The sequence below is a fragment of the Ruegeria sp. HKCCD8929 genome (assembly GCF_013031405.1).
In the GTDB taxonomy this organism is placed as follows: Bacteria; Pseudomonadota; Alphaproteobacteria; order Rhodobacterales; family Rhodobacteraceae; genus Ruegeria.
Map to the genome: position 1 here is coordinate 496,487 of NZ_WPZY01000001.1, position 16,561 is coordinate 513,047.

Below are 16,561 nucleotides of genomic sequence, written 5' to 3' on the forward strand. Positions count from 1 at the left end.
CCCTCAGAACTGATACCGGCGGATACGGGTCTGGATCACGAACAGATAGATGCAGACGCCGGTCAGAATGATGCCGAACATGCTCGTTGCGATGGCCGAGCCCATATGCGGATCGCCAAGTTGCAACTGAAAGCCAAAGAAGGTGCGGTACATGAACGTGCCAAGGATGTCGGTCGAGAAATCCGGTCCCGCCAGCGCACCCTGTGCTGCATATATCAGGTCGAAAGCGTTGAAGTTGCCCACGAATGTCAGGATCGAGATGATGCCGATGGACGGCAGGATCAGCGGCAGCTTGATCTTCCAGAAGGCGGACATGCCGGTGATGCCCTCGACCTCGGCGGCCTCAAGAATCTCTTCCGGGATCGACAGGAGCGCGGCGTAGATGAGCATCATCGGGATGCCCACGAACTGCCAGACCGAGACCAGCGCCAGCGTGGTCAGCGCATATTCCTCTTTACCCAGCCATGGCGCGTAGAGCGATTTCAATCCAATCGCCTTAAGCATATCGGGCGCGATACCCCAGATCGGTGAAAGGATGAGCTTCCACGCGAAACCTACTATAACAAAAGAGAGAATTGTCGGAATGAAGATCGCCGACCGATAAAAGGCGGCAAAGCGCAGACGTGGGTGGCTGAGGATCGCGGCCAGCGCGATACCGATCGGGTTCTGCACCAGCATGTGAATGAAGAAGAACCAAAAGTTGTTGCCGAGCGCGTTCCAGAACGCCTCGGACCAAAGCGGATCGCCGAACAGCCTGCGAAAGTTGTCCAGCCCGACAAAGACGCGCGACTGTTCAACCTCGGTGTAAAGAGCCAGCCGCAACGTGTTGAAAAGCGGGAAGATCATCACAGCCGTGTAGACCAGCACCGCAGGTGCCAGAAACACGACGATATGCCATCTGATACGGCTCTTTCCCATGATTCCATCCCAGCGGTTTAAAGGCGCCCTAGGCAACGTGTGCCCAGGGCCAGGTTGCGTGAGTGGTCGTTGTTATTTCTGCGGCTCGTACCAGGTGGCCAGACCGTCCTGCAGACGCTTGCCCGCGTCCTCGGGTGTCTCGGCGCCCTTGATCACCTGAGCCGAAGCGTTCCAGGTCTCATTCTCAAGGTTCGGCGTGCCGCGCGACAGGATTTGATAGGTCGAACGGATGGTCGATCCGCACTCGCCGCGCCAGCTGACGAACTCCTGCGCCAACGGGTCGTCCATCGCAACGTCGAAGCTCGACAGTGAGAAGAAGCCGGGCAGGGCATTGGCGTAGATCGTGGCGAACTCTTCCGAGCCGACCCAGTCGAGGAAGGTTCGGGCCGCTTCGGCATTGGGCGAGGCCGCGTTCAGGCCGATGGCGATGTCGGTATGGTCCGAAATATAGCAGCCGTCGCCTTCGTTCGGGACCGGCGGCTTGAACGCGCCCATCTCGAAATCGGCCAGATTGTTGAAGCCGCTGATCTCCCAGCTACCGGCGGGGTAGATGGCGGCGCGGCCCAGTGTGAACAGATTCTGACTGTCGGGATAGGTTTGCGCCTCGTACCCATCGCCCAGATATGCGCCCCATTTGGCCAGTTGCCGATAGGGGGCGACCCATTGCTCATCGGTCAGCTTCTGCGATCCGTCAATCAGCGCCAGACGGCCTTCTTCCCCCTTCCAGTAGTTCGGGCCGATATTGTTATAGCCCATGGTGGCCGCTTCCCATTGGTCGTTGGTGCCCATGGCCATCGGGATATAGCTGCCGTCCTCTTGGATTTTGTCGAGCACTTCAAAGAACTGCGCCTCGGTTTCCGGCACCGACAGGCCCAGCTCCTCGAACGCGTCCTTGTTGTAGATGAACCCATGGATCACCGAAGCCATCGGCACACAAAAGGTGGCCGAGCCATCGTCGGTCTGCCAAGCGGATTTGGCCACGTCCGAGAAATTGGCCATGCCGCCAAGATCCGACAGGTCGGCCAGATGCCCGGCCTCGTAAAGCCCCAGTGACGTATCGAACGGACGGCAGGTGATCAGATCCCCGGCCGAGCCCGCATCCAGCTTCGCATTCAGCACCGCGTTATATTCCGCCGGGGCCGAGGGGGTGAATTTTACCTTGATATCAGGGTTCTGCGCCTCAAACGCCGGAATAATCTTTTCCTGCCACAGTGTCAGGTCGTCATTGCGCCAGCTTTCAATGGTCAGAGTGATTTCGGCATGGGCCGCGCCGCCCAGGGCAGTCGAGGCCAGTAGCATCGCGCTCAGTGTTTTCCGGTTCATATGTCTTCTCTCCCTGTTGATATAAATTCCGGTTCAAAGCTGCTTCAAAGCAGGCCGCAGGTGCCCGCCCGATTGTTCCAGCAGGTGTCGCGCCTGCGCATGGTTCCTTGCGCCTGACGCCAGCAAGATTGCCTGCTTTACGTCACCTGCCGCCTGTTCCAACACATCGCGGGCCACAGTGTCCGAGACGCCGGTGATTTTCCGGACGATCCCCTCCGCGCGGCCCCGCAGTTTTCGATTGTCCGCAATCACGTTGACCATCAGTCCGTCATGCACATGACCCAGCCGGATCCCCATCAGCGTGGACATCATATTGAGCGCCGCCTTCTGTGCCGTGGCCGCGCCCATCCGGGTGGACCCGGCGATGATCTCGGGCGGAGTATCCAGATGAATGGCGCAGGTCGCGTGATCGAAAAGCGCGGCGTCGGCGTTGTTTGCGATGCAAATGGTGTGGGCCCCTGCGGCACGCGCCATTTGTGCGAATTTCAGCGGGTAGGGTGTTGATCCGCTTGCAGAAATGGCAATCACAGCATCACCGGATTTCGCCTGAGACACAGCTTGCTGCGCTTCTTCCGTGTCATCTTCAGTGTGCCCAGGCATCTCGGCACTGGTGGGTACGCCACCCGCCATGCAGATTGCGATGCAATCCGGCGACAGGCCGTATGTTCCCGGCAGCTCTGCTCCATCCGCCAGCCCCATCAGCCCCGACGACCCCGCGGCGGCATAGTGGATGCGCCCGCCGGCCCGGATTGTCTCAGCAAGTAGGTTTGCGGCAACCGAGATCTGCGGCAAGCACGCATCGAGCGCAGCCAGAGCGGCCTGCTGGCCCGCCAACAGGCGCTCCAGTATTTCGGTGTCCGGGCGCAGGTCCAGCCCTACGGCCTCATCACGCAGCGTTTCGGTTTGCGGCAGCACTTGCGGCGTCATGTGATTCCCCTTTGGCTCTAGATTTAATACCTATATAATACCTTTTGTCTACCTTTTGTTTGTGATTGGGTTGAAATCCGCCAAAGTGGCCGATTTTTCAGCTACCAAGGCAGTAAAGGTCTTTTTTTGATCCGAAAGGTATTATATAGGTATCTACATGGTTGAGTCTCACCCATATCTGATGGCGATCGACGGTGGCGGAACTTCGTGCCGATTTGCCCTGCAAACCCCGACGGGACGGCAGGACGTAAAGCTTGGAGGCGCCAATGTCTTCACCAATCGCGAGCGCGCGGTGCAAACGCTGCTGGACGGGATGGCGCAGGTTTTACTGCGCGCTGGCCTGCAGCCGTCGATGTTGCCGGACATCCCGGTTTACGCTGGGCTGGCGGGCGTGACCGATCAGGACGCCGCACACCAGGTCGCTACCCGGCTGCCAGCGCGCATCATTGAGATTGAGGATGACCGCCGCTCAGCCGTCGTGGGAGCGCTGCGGGGCCGAAGCGGGTGTCTGATCGGCATCGGGACCGGATCGTTTCTGGCCCGTCAGGCCTCGGGTGGGATCAAGTTCGCCGGCGGGTATGGACCGATTGTCGGGGATGAGGCCTCGGGCAATTGGTTGGGGCTCGGGCTGCTCAGGCGGGCCCTGCTGGCGCTAGATGGTGCGATGTCGGCCAGCCCACTGGTCACGGCTTGTCTTGAGCGGTTCGAAAATGACGCCGCGCGTATCGTGGCGTTTTCCGGCACTGCCCGGCCTGCCGACTTCGCGAAGTTTGCCCCAGAGGTCATCGAGGCAGCCCGAAACGGCGACAGTGTGGGGCAAGAGTTGATGCAAGCCGGGGCACAATACATCGAAACCGGGCTGCGTGCGCTCGGATACGAGGATGGCGAACCGGTTTGTGCCGTCGGGGGCGTTGCGGCGCACTACGCGGACTATCTGCCACCTAGCATGGCGTTGACCGAGCCGCTTGGCACTGCGCTGGACGGCGCGCTGGAACTGGCCCGTAGGTTGGCAGAACGAAGCAGTCGGGGGGTGGCATGACAACCGACACCATCGAGAGTTTCCTGAAGTCAGGCAGTTGGATGCAGGATGCCGCCGGCCCGCGCTATGTGCGGTTGCGCAAGCGGATCGAGGAAAGCATCGAGCAAGGCCTGCTCGCCGAAAGTGCCCCTCTGCCCGCAGAGCGCGAGATTGCCAGTCTGACCGGCCTGTCCCGGGTCACTGTGCGCCGGGCCATGCAGGATCTGGTCGACAGGGGCATCATCGTGCAGCGGCAGGGCTCGGGCAGCTTCGTCTCGGACGGCACGCCGAAAGTTGAGCAATCACTGTCCCGCCTGACCTCGTTTACCGAGGATATGGTGCGGCGTGGCCTGAGCTCCTCCAGTGAGTGGCTAGAGCGGGGCATCCATGTCCCCTCGCCAGAGGAAGTGATGGCACTGGCCCTCTCATCAGGCGAGTCCGTCGCCCGCATCGCGCGTTTGCGCCGCGCCAATGACAAGCCGATGGCGATCGAGCGCGCCTCGCTGCCCACCGACATCCTGCCGAACCCGCAGTTGGTTGATACCTCGCTCTATGAAGTACTCGAACGTGACGGTAACCGCCCGGTGCGGGCGCTGCAACGGATCTCGGCTATCAACCTCGAGGAAGAAGACGCCACGCTCTTGGGCGTCGAGCCCGGTGCTGCCGGTCTGCGGATCGTGCGCACCTCGTACCTGCCGAACCGGCGGGTTGTCGAATTCACCCGTTCCATCTATCGCGGCGACGCCTACGACTTTGTGGCGGAACTGCGCTTGGGCAACAGCTAGGACCAAACATGCAGACCCAGATCACCCGGATGCGTCGCGAGATTGACGAAATCCCAGACGCCGTCGACCGATTGCTCAGCCGGTGCGAGAATGACATTGCCGCCGTCGCGGATGCGGCCCGGGCGCTTGATCCGGTGTTCCTCATGACCGTGGCGCGCGGCTCGTCCGACCATGTGTGCACCTATCTGAAATACGCCTCGGAAATCCTGCTGGGGGTGCCGGTGGCATCGGTCGGACCATCGGTGGCCTCGATCTACGACTCGACGCTGAAATTGCAGCAAGGCCTGTGCCTCTCGGTATCCCAGTCAGGCAAAAGCCCCGATATCGTCGCCATGGCGCGCAACGCGGGGCGGGACGGGGCGATGACACTGGCCCTGACCAACAACGCAGGATCACCGCTGGCCGAGGCAAGCGCACATACCGTCGACATCCAGGCGGGCCCCGAGCTGAGTGTGGCCGCCACCAAGACCTTCGTCACGTCTGCCGTGGCAGGTCTGTGGTTGCTGGCGGAATGGGATCGCAATCAGGCCCTGCTTGCGGCCATTCACGCCCTGCCGCAGCAGCTGGAGGCCGCCACCCGCATCGACTGGCCCGAGGTGCGCGAAGCCATCGGAGCCCGCTCATCCCTGTTCACGCTGGGCCGGGGGCAGGCGTTGGCCGTATCCAATGAGGCGGCGCTGAAATTCAAGGAGACGTGTCAATTGCACGCTGAGAGCTATTCCTCTGCCGAAGTGCTGCATGGCCCGGTGTCGATTGTCGAAGAGGGGTTCCCGGTTCTCAGCTTTGCCGCCGCCGATGCGGCCGAACAGGCCCTGACCGATATCGCCGACCAGATCAGCACAAAGGGCGCAAAGGTCTTTGCAACCACGGACAAGGTAAAAAGTGCAGCCTGCATCGACCATGTTCGCACTGGCCACGCGCTTACCGATCCGCTTAGTTTGATTGTATCCTTCTACTCCATGGTCGAGGCGTTCGCCGCATCGCGGGGAATTGACCCGGATGCGCCGCGCCATCTGAACAAGGTCACTGAAACGGTATGAAAGACGCGCTGAAGGCCATCACCGGAGCTGATATTCTGTCGCCGGACGGAGTGCGCCCCGGATGTGCGCTGCTGTATCGCGCCGACCGGATCGAAGCGATCGTGCCTGAGGCAGAGATGCCAGCGGATGCCAGGGTCACACATCTGGACGGAGGGATGCTGTCGCCCGGTTTTGTGGACCTTCAGGTCAACGGCGGCGGTGGTGTGATGTTCAACAACACGCCGGAGCTGTCCACGTTAAGGCGCATGGCTGAGGCGCATGCGCATATCGGCGCCACGTCGATCCTGCCGACGCTGATCACCGACACCGCCGAGGTTGTATCACGGGCCATTGACGCCTCGGTGCAAGCGATTTCCGAAGGCGTAGCGGGCATCGCGGGCCTGCATCTGGAAGGCCCCCACCTCTCTCACAAGCGCAAAGGGGCGCATGACGACACCCTGATCCGGCCAATGGAGGATGCCGATCTTACCCAGTTGCTTGACGCCGCAGAGCGACTGCCGGTGCTGAAAGTCACGGTTGCCCCGGAAAGTGTGTCGCCAGCGCAGATCGAAGCGCTGAAAGAGGCAGGGGTTCTGGTGTCGCTGGGCCATACGGATGCGACATTCGAAGATTGCCAGGCGGCGGTCTCAGCCGGGGCGCGCTGCGTCACGCATCTGTTCAACGCGCAAAGCCAGATGGGAAATCGCGAGCCCGGCGTCGTTGGTGCGGTGCTGGCGCTTGGCGAGTTGTCTGCGGGGCTTATCGCAGATGGGATACACGTCCACGCCGCTTCGCTGCGAAATGCTCTGTGCGCCAAGGCGGGGCCCGGCAGGATTTTCCTAGTCAGCGATGCTATGGCGACTGCAGGATCGGACATCGCCACATTCCGATTGAATAGCCGCGAAATTCGCCGTCAGGGGGATCGCCTGACTCTGGCGGATGGCACGCTGGCTGGCGCACATCTTGAGTTGATTACTGCAGTCCATAACGTGGCCGGGATGGCGGATTTGCCAATCGAAACGGCTCTGGACATGGCGACGCGCATTCCCGCCGACCTGATCGGCCAAAGTCACCTGGGGCGTCTGGAACCCGGCGCGCAGGCCGATTTTCTGCATCTGGGCCAATCAAAAGACCTGCTCAGGGTCTGGCAACTGGGTGAAGTCCGGTTTGCCGCCGGCGGTGCGTCCCATCACTAGACCCCCATCACCGTCTTACCCGATATCCACGAACAGATCGCCCCCCTCGACCCTCACCGGATAGGTCTTGAGGTTGACGCAGACCGGAGAGCGTTTCGCCTCCCCCGTGCGGTAGTCGAACTGGCCGTTATGCATCGGGCATTCCACGATGTAATCGATCACCAACCCGTTCTCGAGATGCACTTCTTCGTGGGTGCATAGGCCGTCAGTGCAGAAAAACTCATCATCCGGACTGCGATAGATCGCAAAGGTGCGCTCGTCGTGGTCGAGGCGGATCAGGTCTTCGGTCTCGATATCGTCTGGGGCGCAAACGCGTATCCAGTTGCTCATGCGGGTCTTTCGCCATTGCATCGGCCTGTGCAGACAGATATTCGCCTGAAGTTACCTCCCAGTACGTCCGGCGAGTATTTCGCCCGGCGCGCCTCTCACGCGCCGGGCTTTTTGGTGGGCCCGTAAACCATGCATTTTCTGCATGGCGGGTTTGGAGATTTGTCTGGTGCAGCCATCTGTGGGCAGGCTTATGTGCAGCGTGACTTGTTCAATCCATAACCACTCAATACAGAGCCAACTCCGATGAACTTCGAAACCAACTTCCCGACCCAGAACGAGATCTATGAAATCCAGCGCCGGGCCGCTCAACTCCGGGCCGAGGCGATCAGGAACATGTTCACTGCAATTGTTGAAAGCATCCGGCATCTTTTGCGGCGCGACGTATCGGCCGTGAAAACCGCGTCGTCGAATTGACGGCTTAGATATTTAGCGCGGTGGCTCGGCTCCGGTCATCGGTCACCAGACAAGATGAAGCCCCTTCACCTCGGAAAACACGCTGTCCTTTGAGATCAGTGTCAGCCCGGCCAGCTCGGCAGATGACGCCAATAACCGGTCAAACGGATCACGATGTGACCAGTCCCTGAGGCTCGCGTGTAGGCAAATCTCGGGTGTGAATGGCGCGGCGACGCCTCCCTGATTGCGCAGGATATCACCCAGCCCATCGGCATAAGGCTCCATCTCAGGCCATTTGCCAAGCCGCACTTTCTGCCCGATCTCGAAAAAGCTGATGGGGCTGACATAGACCGCATTGGCCAGTTCAATCGCAGTGCGGGCCGGGCGTGATAGCCTGGCATCATCGGCAAACGACCACACCCAGGCGTGCGTGTCTAGCAAGACAGCGCTCATTCCGCGCCTTCCCAGGCCTCCAGTTCATCTTCCGGCAGCGGTTCAAGGAAATCCGGCACATCGCCCAGCTTTCCGGCCAAAGCGCCGAACTTGAACCCCGATTGCGGAATAGCCACCAACCGCACGACCGGTTTTGCGCCCTTGGCAATCACAACCTCCTCACCCGCGAGGGCGGCCTCGATCAGCTTGGACAGCTGGCTTTTGGCGGCGTGGACATTGTACTGCATGGCGCAGATCCTCGGTTCAACGGAATTAGCTACATTAGCTAACTTAAATGCTCCCACGCAAAAGTCAATTCCGGGGGTGCTATCCGCATCCGGTTGCGACGGTGGTTCTGGCTGGTTTTCGTTGACAATGGCCGAGGCTGCGGCAAGGTCGTCCCAAGCATTTTTCTAAATTAGTTATACGGTACTGATCTGATGCGTGACAATTCTGAACGGCACTCCGCAAGGACCGGGGCGCAAGTATTGGATGACGGGCGAAAGCCAAAGATCGCGGTTGTCGCCAGTCTGACGTCTTCGCTGGTCAATTTCCGTCTCGACTTCCTAAAGGAATTGTCCGCCCGGGCCGAAGTGATGGCATGCGCCCCGGATGCACATCCCGAGACCGAGGCAGCACTGGCCGAGCTTGGTATTGGCTTCGTACAGATCCCTATGGCGCGAACCGGGGTGAACCCGCTGCAGGATCTGGCGACGCTGCGTGCGCTTTATGCGGCGTTTCGCGCGTTCCGGCCCGATATCGTCTTTCCCTACACGATGAAGCCGATCATCTACGGCGGTCTTGCCGCTCGGCTGGCTCGGGTGCCGCGCCGCTTCGCACTCTGCACCGGGCTGGGTTACGTCTTTGTCGATGACGGTGACAGCGGGTTGAAGAAAAAGCTGATCCGCGCGCTATCTGTACAGCTTTATCGCCGCGCGCTGAAAGGCGCCGAGGAAGCACTGGTCTACAACAATGCGGATGCCGATGAGTTTCGCACCAACCGGCTGATCGGCCCGCAAACGCGACTGGACATCGTGCCGGGCTCGGGCGTCAATCTGGATCGCTACCCGCCGTCGGACCCGCCCAAGGGCGCGCCGGTTTTTCTGATGATCGGACGGCTGCTGCGCGACAAGGGTGTGTTCGAATATGTCGAGGCCGCGCGGCTGCTGCGCACCCAATGGCCCGAGGCGCGCTGTCAGCTGCTGGGGCCGCTCGATGCCAACCCAGCTTCGGTCCAGCCCGAAGATCTCAAGGCATGGGAGGCTGAGGGGATCATCGAGTATCTGGGCGAGACCAGCGACGTGCGCCCTTATCTCTCGGCCTGCTCGGTCTTCGTGTTGCCCTCCTATCGCGAGGGGATTTCCCGCACCGTGCTCGAAGCGATGTCGACCGGCCGCGCCATCATCACCTCAGACGCGCCGGGCTGTGCCGAACCGGTGGAGGAGGGGGTGACCGGTTTCGTCACTCCGGTCCGCAACCCGCAGGGATTGGCTGAGGCCATGGCGCGGTTCATGGAGAACCCGGACCTTGTCGTTCAGATGGGCGCGGCTGCACGGAGCCATGCCGAGGCCGAATTCGACGTGGCGCGGATCAACACGATCCTGCTGAACAAGCTGGGCCTTTTGCAGGAAGGTGAAGTGCTGAGCAGCGCCTGATCAAACCTGCAGTGGGATCAGAGGTCGATGCCCAAAATCGCGCGGATCGCTTGCGTCGCGTCCACCTGCTCGCGTCGCATATGGGCCTTCACCTCACGCAGTTTAGTATCCACCAGATACCGGTACCAGAACCCCTGCAGGACGTGAAACGCCCGGCCTTCGCGCCCGTCCAGAAAGCCCAGCCGCAGCACATAGCGGTAGAGAAAATAGGCCCCCGCCCGCAGACCGGAGGGCAGGCGGGCATAAAGCCGTTCCTTGACCCAGCGTTTGGCCCCTGCCTGACCTCCGCGCAGATCGGCCACGCTGTCGTGGGGCAGGAAGTGGTATTCAAGGTTCAGTAGGTCCACCACCTCGCGGCTGGCATAGTGGTTGTGTTTGTCGATCCACCAACTGAGCGAGTTCAGGTTGTCGTCGAGGATTTCGCCCCCGAAAGCCATCACCGGCCCCTCGACCATGATATGTTCGTCCATCCAGCGGTTCTCGCAGTGACCCGCGCCGTGCCGAAACAGGCGCAGCACGCGGATCGGAAACACACCGCCCCACTGCACAGGTCCGCCCAGAAAGTTCATCCGCCGCGCGACGTGGATGCCTTGAATTTCAGACTGCGCCACGGGCAGGTTTTCAAGGATTTCCGTTTGCAGCCCCGGTGTGACAATCTCATCCGCGTCCAGCCGAAGCACCCATTCGGTATCGGCGGGCAGCTGCTCCAATGCCCAGTTGAACTGCGTCGCATAGTTACGCCAAGGATGGCTGAGGATCGTCGCCCCCGCCGACGCCGCAATCTCGCGGGTGCGGTCGATCGAACCACTGTCCACCACGAAAACGCGATCCGCCACCGTGGCCACGGATGCGATTGCGCGCGCAATGTGGCGTTCCTCATCTTGGGTGAGGATGATTGCGGTGAGAGGCACGCTTACCGCTCAGGCCGGTGGGCGATGGCGATCATCGACTTTGCCAATGGCGGGATGCGGCCCACGCGGTGAAAACGGATATCGGTGAACCCGATCTCCTCAAGCAAAAGGCGCAGAGTGTGGATGGACCAGAACTTGATGTGGCCATGATCCCAGAGGGCGGTGAAATGCGCGTCCATCCGGCCGCTGAGCGCCAGGGCGAGGTTTTTCCAGTAGCCGTGATAAGGGGTTGAGATGATCGCGGTGCCGCCGGACTCAGTCAGATCGAACAGGGTCCGGGCATAGCGGCGCGGGGCGTAAAGATGCTCGACAACCTCTAGACTGATCACCACCGGATGGCGGCCATAGCGCGTGGCCAGATCGTCGTAGGCCGATCCCATTTCGAGCCGCAGACCAGGATACGACCGGTTCGCCTGCGCGATTCCGTCGGTGGAGAGATCGACGCCGGTGACAGACCAGCCCTCTGCCGCCAGTGCAGCAGCCACGCTGCCATTGCCGCAACCCAGATCAAAGAGGGTCGTTGCACCAAGGCGGCGCAACCCGGCTAGTTCCTGCCGCAAGGCCGGCAGCAGGTAACCATGCGAGGTGTTCAGTCCGGCATCCGCGTAGCCATAGCCCGAAATCGGGATGTCTGTGCTCATCGCATTACTCCTCTGTCGCCGTTCCGATTTGGCAGGCCGGGTTTCCGGCCAAGATCAGGCCCGGTCCGACGGATTTCATGACGACCGCCCGCGCGCCGATAATACTGCGGGGGCCGATTTCGACCCCGGGACCGATGAAAGCCTCTGCCGCGATCCAACTATCCGGCGCGATGGTGATCGGGCGTTTCAGCAGGGGCCGGTCCGCGCGGGTATGATCATGTGTGCCGGCGCAGAGATGCGCGCCCTGCGAGATCGTGGCCCGCGCGCCGATTGAGATCGGTCCCAGAGCATACAGGATGGCTCGGTCTCCCACCGCACAACCAGGGCTCAGCGTAAGGTTCCACGGCATGGTGATGCGGACCGACGGATAGACATGCACCTGCGCACCGACAGTTGCCCCGAAGCGGCACAGCAACCAGCGACGCCAGCCCCAGCGGATACGTGGGCTGAGGCGAAAAGCGGGGTAGGCCAGTGCCCAGAGTATCCGTGCGACCTGCTCCCGGCGCGACCATTTATGCGCGAGACGGTTTGCGGCGACGTCGATCATAGAAGGCACTGGTAGAAATCCAGCATTCTCTGTGCACGGCTTGGCCAGCCGTGATGCGCCTGCACATAGGCCACGGCCCGCGCGCGCTGTGTTTGTGCCTGTGGGCGGGTCATAGCCCTGACTGCGACCGCAAGCGCCTGTGCGGACCGTTCGGTGCAGACCGCTGCGCCTGCCCGGACCGCCGAGACGGGCACCGAGCCCTGGGTTGCGACCAGCACACCTCCGGCTGCCATCGCCTCTAGCGCGGTGTTGGAGTTGTTCTCGAACTCAGACGACATCAGAACGGCGTCGGCTCCGCGCAGCCAGAGATGTTTGCGGGTGTCGAAGACGGGCCCGTGCACGTGCAGATGCTGGCCCACGCCGAGATCGCGGGCCAGCGTCCACAACCGCGCCAGATCGCCGCCATCCGGGCCAACGAGGTGCAGCACCGCATCCAAACCGAAGGCGCGCAGGTGCTGCAGCGCCCGGAGTTGCAGGTCGATTCCCTTGATCCGGTTCAGTCGCCCTAGAAACAGCAGGTTGAGCTGCGCAGGCCCCGCGCCGAAGGTGACCGCGCGCGCCTCGTCCGGAGTCATCCGCGCGTCCGGGATCTCGACCCCGTTATCCACCACCAGCGCGGGCGCCGAACCGTGACCAGTCAGGCTGTGCTGCGCCTCTTCGGCGCTTTGAAAGTGGAACCCGGCTATTCCGGCCAACTGCCGATGCCCCGCGAGTGTGCCGAAAAGGCGCTTGGGCAGGGGCGACGAATAGGCGATGGCCTCCTTGTGTAGGCAGCCGCGCGGGGACAGCACCACCGGCTTCCCGGCGCGGCGAGCGGCATGAAGCAAGGTGGCGGCAAACGCATTCCAATAGGAATGGACGTGAACGATATCCGCCCCGGCCACCGCCTGGCCGATCCGTCGAAACGACCCGGCGCAGGGCAACCAATGGCGGTCATGCAGGAACTCTACCGGATGCCGGGCGGCAAATGTGGATAGGTGGGGTTCGTTCGGGTCCAGCCTGCACATCACCGCCACTTTTGCTGGTGCGTGATCGAGTGCTGCGAGGCCTGAGACCAACCCAGCGACGCTCTGGCTAGGACCGCCATGGCGCAGATCCAGCGACGGGATGCCGTGCAGGATACGCAGCGGATTGTGGGTGTGTGCGGTCATTCGGCGTCGAACAGGGGCAAGTTGCGCGCTGCAGGACAGATCGCGTGCAGCCGGTGCAGTTCGGCTTGGATCAGCGCCTCGCTTCGGTCATCGAACCAGTCGAAGGTGCGGGCACGGGGCGGGGTAATCGTTGTTGGAGCAGAAGTACCTGGCGGCACCTGCATGAGCTTACGCAGGCGGGTCTGGTCGCATTGGCCGTCTAGGCCTTTGATACGGTGGGCGAGTTGCTTTGCCATGCCGTCGGTGGAACGGGAATAGACCAACATTGCCTGGGCGCCGAACCGATCAAAAGCCGCCGAGACATGGCTGGACCAGCGGCACGGGGCCTCGTGCGGACGCGCCAGTTCGGCTTGCAGAAAGGCAGTGAACCGGTCGCGCAGTGCATCAGCGGGGCCGAGAGCGGCGTCGGTCAGACCGTATCGTTTGACAAAGAGCGAGACGAACAGGGCGCGCGGAGGCCGGATCAGATAGAAGACGCGGAACAGGGCGCCAAGACGCAGATCGTGAGTGTGCAGGACCTGCGGGTAGAGTTGCGGCCACCTGTAGTGGCGTGGGACGGGCAGGCCGTAGTAGCCTGCCAACACTGCGCTGATCCATGACGTGCCTGAGCGTGGATAGCCGCACACGGCTACCGACCGGTGACGCGCCAGCGTTGTGGAGTAGAGCCGTGTGGCATGGCTGGACAGCCCGCGAGACAACCAAAGGGCGGTGCCCTTGCGCGCGGCTCGGGCAGGGGCGGGGAAGGTCACCGGGCCGCTCCCGGGCCGAGTGCGCGGAGTGTTGGGACGCCCCTGAGTACCGTGCGCAGGAGTGTTCGGGCGGCCAGAAAGACAATCGGCAGGGTCAGCATCCGGTGCAGGGCCTGCACCCCGTAGAACATGGTGTAGAAGGTCGAGGCCGCGGCCAGCAATACCAGTATCGTCATCAGCGTGTCGCTTCGGGCTGCGGCCCGTTGCGCAATCCGATCATTGAGCGCTGCGATGGCGCCAAAATAGGCTCCAATCACCGCCACCGTGCCCAACCCTCCGACAAAGAACAGTTCGGCCGGGACTAGGAAACCGCCGCCATGGGTGACGTAATCTGACAGCAGCACGGGGCCGTTGTAGGTCTCAATGCCCAGAAAATGCAGCAGACCCGAGGGGACGATCTGTATCAGCAGCGTCAAGGCGAACGCAGGCAGACCGCCAGGCAGGGGCTCCAGCCCTGACAGCCGAATATCGATGGCATGGGCCGTGTGGGCGATGGACTGGGGAAGCAAGTCGATCTCTTCCAGAAAACTCGCGCTGGATAGGGGGGCATTCCCCCAGGACCGCAGGGCCGAGATCTGATCCAGCAGAACCAGCATTCCGGCACCCAGCACCGCCATTTCCGCAACGGTACGCAGGGTGAACCGTGGCTGGGCCTGCAGGCGACAGGCGTAAAGGCCGAGGGTGAGAAACAACAGCGACCCGCGATCTCCGGCAAGCACATAGTGCAGAGCGGTCAGCCAGAACACGGTCATGGCCAGTCGGGTATGCAGGTGCAGCGTCCGGGCCCGGAGCACGGCGATCAGCAGAAGCAGATTGGCAACAGCGCCCGCCCCACCCAGCGGGATAAGGGCGAACAGGCCTTTGTTCTGCGGATAGGGCGCAAACAGCCACCAACCGTCCGCCGACACCGCCGTGAGGGCGGCACCGAGGACAAGAGGCACAAGTACCGCATTGCTGCGTTTCGCGATTTGGTTCGGAGCGGCAGGCAACCCGGACATCACCCGCGTCACGACGAACTGGCCCAGCTGGAAACAAACCGCGAAGGTAGCGATTATTGCGCAATTTGCGACCACAAACCCGGCCCGCAGATGTGAGAAGACGCGCACCTGCGCAACCGTGTCGGCATAGTCGATGGCCAGTAGATAGAGCGTATACGCGAGCAGTGCCGCGAGCACGCAGGCCGAACACAGCCGACGGCGACGTAGGTGCAGAAACACCAGCAACGCAAGCGTAGCACTCAAAGGAAACTGATATTCAGGAAGGACGATCATGTCCGCGCATATGTGACGGGGCCAGCCGGGTGATGATCCAGATAAGATACAAGGCGGCATGTGCCACCTGTGCCGCGACAACACCCCAGATCCCGATCCATGCGGCGCCGAGTAATGACAGGAAAATCCCGGTCAGGGCCGAGGCAACCTTGGGGGCGATCAATGCCTTGGTGTCCTGTCTGCCCAAGATGGTCAGAGTGAGGACTTCTCCGGTTGCAATCAGACCGGCGGCGAGCAGGAGCCAGGGCAGGTAGATCGAAGCCGATTGAAATTCGGTCCCCGCGGCGAAAGCGAAGATTTTGGCATGCCAGACGGAGGTCAGGGCAAACCCTGCAAGCGTTGCGGTCAGAGCGAAGAGGCCAATCCGCCTCAGCACCGGCATATTCTCTTTGCCATCGCTGATGCCGTCAAACAGAACCGACGTGAAAAACCGGAGAAACGCTGTCAGGGCAATCCGCGCCGGGCCAAATGTGAGTTGTGCTGCCGCTGCATAAAGGCCCACCGCCGTTCCGGTGGCAAAGGCATCGAGCGCCCAGCGGTCGATCGAAAGCTGCGCCCAGACAAACGGGGACCAGACGTAGATTGGCCAAGCATAGGCCAGAAAATCGTGACGCGTTGCATCGGCCTTTCTGGAGCTATCGGGACTGTCGGTTAAGCGAGACACGGTGGCCAACGAAACTAGAATAATAAGGCTGGACAGCGCATAAACTGCGAAGAGAATGAAAAGGCTTGGGCCGAAGACCTGTCCGGCAAGGCACACGCCGCCGACCCGCAGCCAGACATCGACCAGTTGGTGCAATGCCACGACGCGGCGGGCACGACGAGCACTGTGAAAAGCAACGAGCACGCTGACACAACCGTTCAGGAGTGAATAGGGCAAAACCATCAGGGCGATTGCCGCCCATTCGGAGTGGGCACTTGCGAAAAGGGTCAGGGCGAGTAGGAGCAGAGCCATGCACCAGAACCCGGATAGCCACAAAAGCGCGCGCTTGCCGGTGTGAAGATAATTGGTGAGCCCTCCGCCCGCGTGCGCCGGAGCGTAGAGCCGCGTTATCGCCATGTTCAATCCACCGAAAACCACGGTTTGGCCAAAGCCGAACGCTGTCATGGCCAGCGCGAGCTGCCCGTAGCCAATGGGCGAGAGCAGCCCGGTCTGCACCCGCACCAACGCCAGCGTACCGGTCAGCACGCCGATCTGGCCCAGCACGACCCACAGCGCCTCACCCCGCAAACGCCGGGGGTGCGCGGCCAATAGAACCGATCCGGTCAACGGGGTGGCATGGTCCGTATGGAGT

Annotated in this window: 19 protein-coding genes; 6 read left to right on the top strand and 13 right to left on the bottom strand. The window is 61.8% G+C overall.

Annotated elements, in window-relative coordinates; genetic code table 11:
* Nucleotides 1–3: 3 nt before the first annotated feature.
* From GOX53_RS02250 to GOX53_RS02260, 3 genes are all read right to left on the bottom strand, one after another.
* A complete protein-coding gene (locus GOX53_RS02250; RefSeq protein WP_171173355.1) occupies nt 4–918 on the bottom strand; it encodes a carbohydrate ABC transporter permease in 915 nt (304 codons plus the stop codon).
* Nucleotides 919–990: 72 nt separating this feature from the next.
* Nucleotides 991–2,241, bottom strand: coding sequence for an ABC transporter substrate-binding protein (locus GOX53_RS02255; RefSeq protein WP_171173356.1), 1,251 nt, complete (start codon nt 2,239–2,241; stop codon nt 991–993).
* 33 nt (nt 2,242–2,274) lie between these two features.
* Nucleotides 2,275–3,168: an N-acetylmuramic acid 6-phosphate etherase gene (locus tag GOX53_RS02260; RefSeq protein ID WP_171173357.1), complete on the bottom strand. Its 894-nt coding sequence runs from the start codon at nt 3,166–3,168 to the stop codon at nt 2,275–2,277.
* Between the two features lie 157 nt (nt 3,169–3,325).
* Between GOX53_RS02260 and GOX53_RS02265 the strand changes: the two genes are divergently transcribed.
* The 4 genes from GOX53_RS02265 to nagA are packed head-to-tail and all read left to right on the top strand — an operon-like array spanning nt 3,326 to nt 7,186.
* Complete coding sequence (locus tag GOX53_RS02265) at nt 3,326–4,207, top strand: BadF/BadG/BcrA/BcrD ATPase family protein (RefSeq protein ID WP_171173358.1); 882 nt, start codon at nt 3,326–3,328, stop codon at nt 4,205–4,207.
* The gene (locus tag GOX53_RS02270) at nt 4,204–4,971 is read left to right on the top strand and encodes a GntR family transcriptional regulator (RefSeq protein ID WP_171173359.1); all 768 of its coding nucleotides are present in this window, start codon (nt 4,204–4,206) and stop codon (nt 4,969–4,971) included. The genes GOX53_RS02265 and GOX53_RS02270 overlap by 4 nt, the downstream gene beginning before the upstream one ends.
* 8 nt (nt 4,972–4,979) lie before the next feature.
* Nucleotides 4,980–6,011 carry an SIS domain-containing protein gene (locus tag GOX53_RS02275; protein ID WP_171173360.1) on the top strand — a complete coding sequence of 344 codons (1,032 nt, stop codon included), beginning with the start codon at nt 4,980–4,982 and terminating at the stop codon, nt 6,009–6,011.
* Entirely contained in the window at nt 6,008–7,186 is a 1,179-nt protein-coding gene (nagA, locus tag GOX53_RS02280; protein ID WP_171173361.1) for an N-acetylglucosamine-6-phosphate deacetylase, read from the top strand. The genes GOX53_RS02275 and nagA overlap by 4 nt, the downstream gene beginning before the upstream one ends.
* A 15-nt stretch (nt 7,187–7,201) precedes the next feature.
* Here the strand turns inward: nagA and GOX53_RS02285 are convergent, their stop codons facing one another.
* The gene (locus GOX53_RS02285) at nt 7,202–7,516 is read right to left on the bottom strand and encodes a MocE family 2Fe-2S type ferredoxin (RefSeq protein WP_171173362.1); all 315 of its coding nucleotides are present in this window, start codon (nt 7,514–7,516) and stop codon (nt 7,202–7,204) included.
* Between the two features lie 243 nt (nt 7,517–7,759).
* Here GOX53_RS02285 and GOX53_RS02290 point away from each other — a divergent pair, with 243 nt between their 5' ends.
* Nucleotides 7,760–7,930, top strand: coding sequence for an RSP_7527 family protein (locus GOX53_RS02290; RefSeq protein WP_171173363.1), 171 nt, complete (start codon nt 7,760–7,762; stop codon nt 7,928–7,930).
* A gap of 42 nt (nt 7,931–7,972) precedes the next feature.
* On the opposite strand, the gene GOX53_RS02295 is transcribed toward GOX53_RS02290, so the two are convergent.
* The gene (locus GOX53_RS02295; protein ID WP_171173364.1) at nt 7,973–8,362 is read right to left on the bottom strand and encodes a type II toxin-antitoxin system VapC family toxin; all 390 of its coding nucleotides are present in this window, start codon (nt 8,360–8,362) and stop codon (nt 7,973–7,975) included.
* On the bottom strand, nt 8,359–8,589 hold the full coding sequence (locus GOX53_RS02300; protein WP_171173365.1) for a type II toxin-antitoxin system Phd/YefM family antitoxin: 231 nt from the start codon (nt 8,587–8,589) through the stop codon (nt 8,359–8,361). The genes GOX53_RS02295 and GOX53_RS02300 overlap by 4 nt, the downstream gene beginning before the upstream one ends.
* Before the next feature lie 192 nt (nt 8,590–8,781).
* Between GOX53_RS02300 and GOX53_RS02305 the strand changes: the two genes are divergently transcribed.
* Nucleotides 8,782–9,996, top strand: coding sequence for a glycosyltransferase family 4 protein (locus GOX53_RS02305; RefSeq protein WP_171173366.1), 1,215 nt, complete (start codon nt 8,782–8,784; stop codon nt 9,994–9,996).
* Between the two features lie 17 nt (nt 9,997–10,013).
* Here the strand turns inward: GOX53_RS02305 and GOX53_RS02310 are convergent, their stop codons facing one another.
* From GOX53_RS02310 to GOX53_RS02340, 7 genes are read right to left on the bottom strand one after another with little or no spacing between them, the layout of a single operon-like run.
* Nucleotides 10,014–10,907 (bottom strand): glycosyltransferase family 2 protein, encoded by an 894-nt coding sequence (locus GOX53_RS02310; RefSeq protein WP_171173367.1) that lies wholly within the window; start codon nt 10,905–10,907, stop codon nt 10,014–10,016.
* 2 nt (nt 10,908–10,909) lie between these two features.
* The gene (locus GOX53_RS02315) at nt 10,910–11,548 is read right to left on the bottom strand and encodes a bifunctional 2-polyprenyl-6-hydroxyphenol methylase/3-demethylubiquinol 3-O-methyltransferase UbiG (protein WP_171173368.1); all 639 of its coding nucleotides are present in this window, start codon (nt 11,546–11,548) and stop codon (nt 10,910–10,912) included.
* A 4-nt stretch (nt 11,549–11,552) separates the two neighbouring features.
* Nucleotides 11,553–12,095 (bottom strand): acetyltransferase, encoded by a 543-nt coding sequence (locus GOX53_RS02320; RefSeq protein ID WP_217351628.1) that lies wholly within the window; start codon nt 12,093–12,095, stop codon nt 11,553–11,555.
* A complete protein-coding gene (locus GOX53_RS02325) occupies nt 12,092–13,246 on the bottom strand; it encodes a glycosyltransferase (protein WP_171173370.1) in 1,155 nt (384 codons plus the stop codon). The genes GOX53_RS02320 and GOX53_RS02325 overlap by 4 nt, the downstream gene beginning before the upstream one ends.
* On the bottom strand, nt 13,243–13,995 hold the full coding sequence (locus GOX53_RS02330; protein ID WP_171173371.1) for a hypothetical protein: 753 nt from the start codon (nt 13,993–13,995) through the stop codon (nt 13,243–13,245). The genes GOX53_RS02325 and GOX53_RS02330 overlap by 4 nt, the downstream gene beginning before the upstream one ends.
* Nucleotides 13,992–15,266, bottom strand: coding sequence for a hypothetical protein (locus GOX53_RS02335; RefSeq protein WP_171173372.1), 1,275 nt, complete (start codon nt 15,264–15,266; stop codon nt 13,992–13,994). The genes GOX53_RS02330 and GOX53_RS02335 overlap by 4 nt, the downstream gene beginning before the upstream one ends.
* Nucleotides 15,250–16,518 carry a lipopolysaccharide biosynthesis protein gene (locus GOX53_RS02340; RefSeq protein WP_171173373.1) on the bottom strand — a complete coding sequence of 423 codons (1,269 nt, stop codon included), beginning with the start codon at nt 16,516–16,518 and terminating at the stop codon, nt 15,250–15,252. Before GOX53_RS02340 ends, GOX53_RS02335 begins: the two co-directional genes overlap by 17 nt.
* Nucleotides 16,519–16,561: the final 43 nt, after the last annotated feature.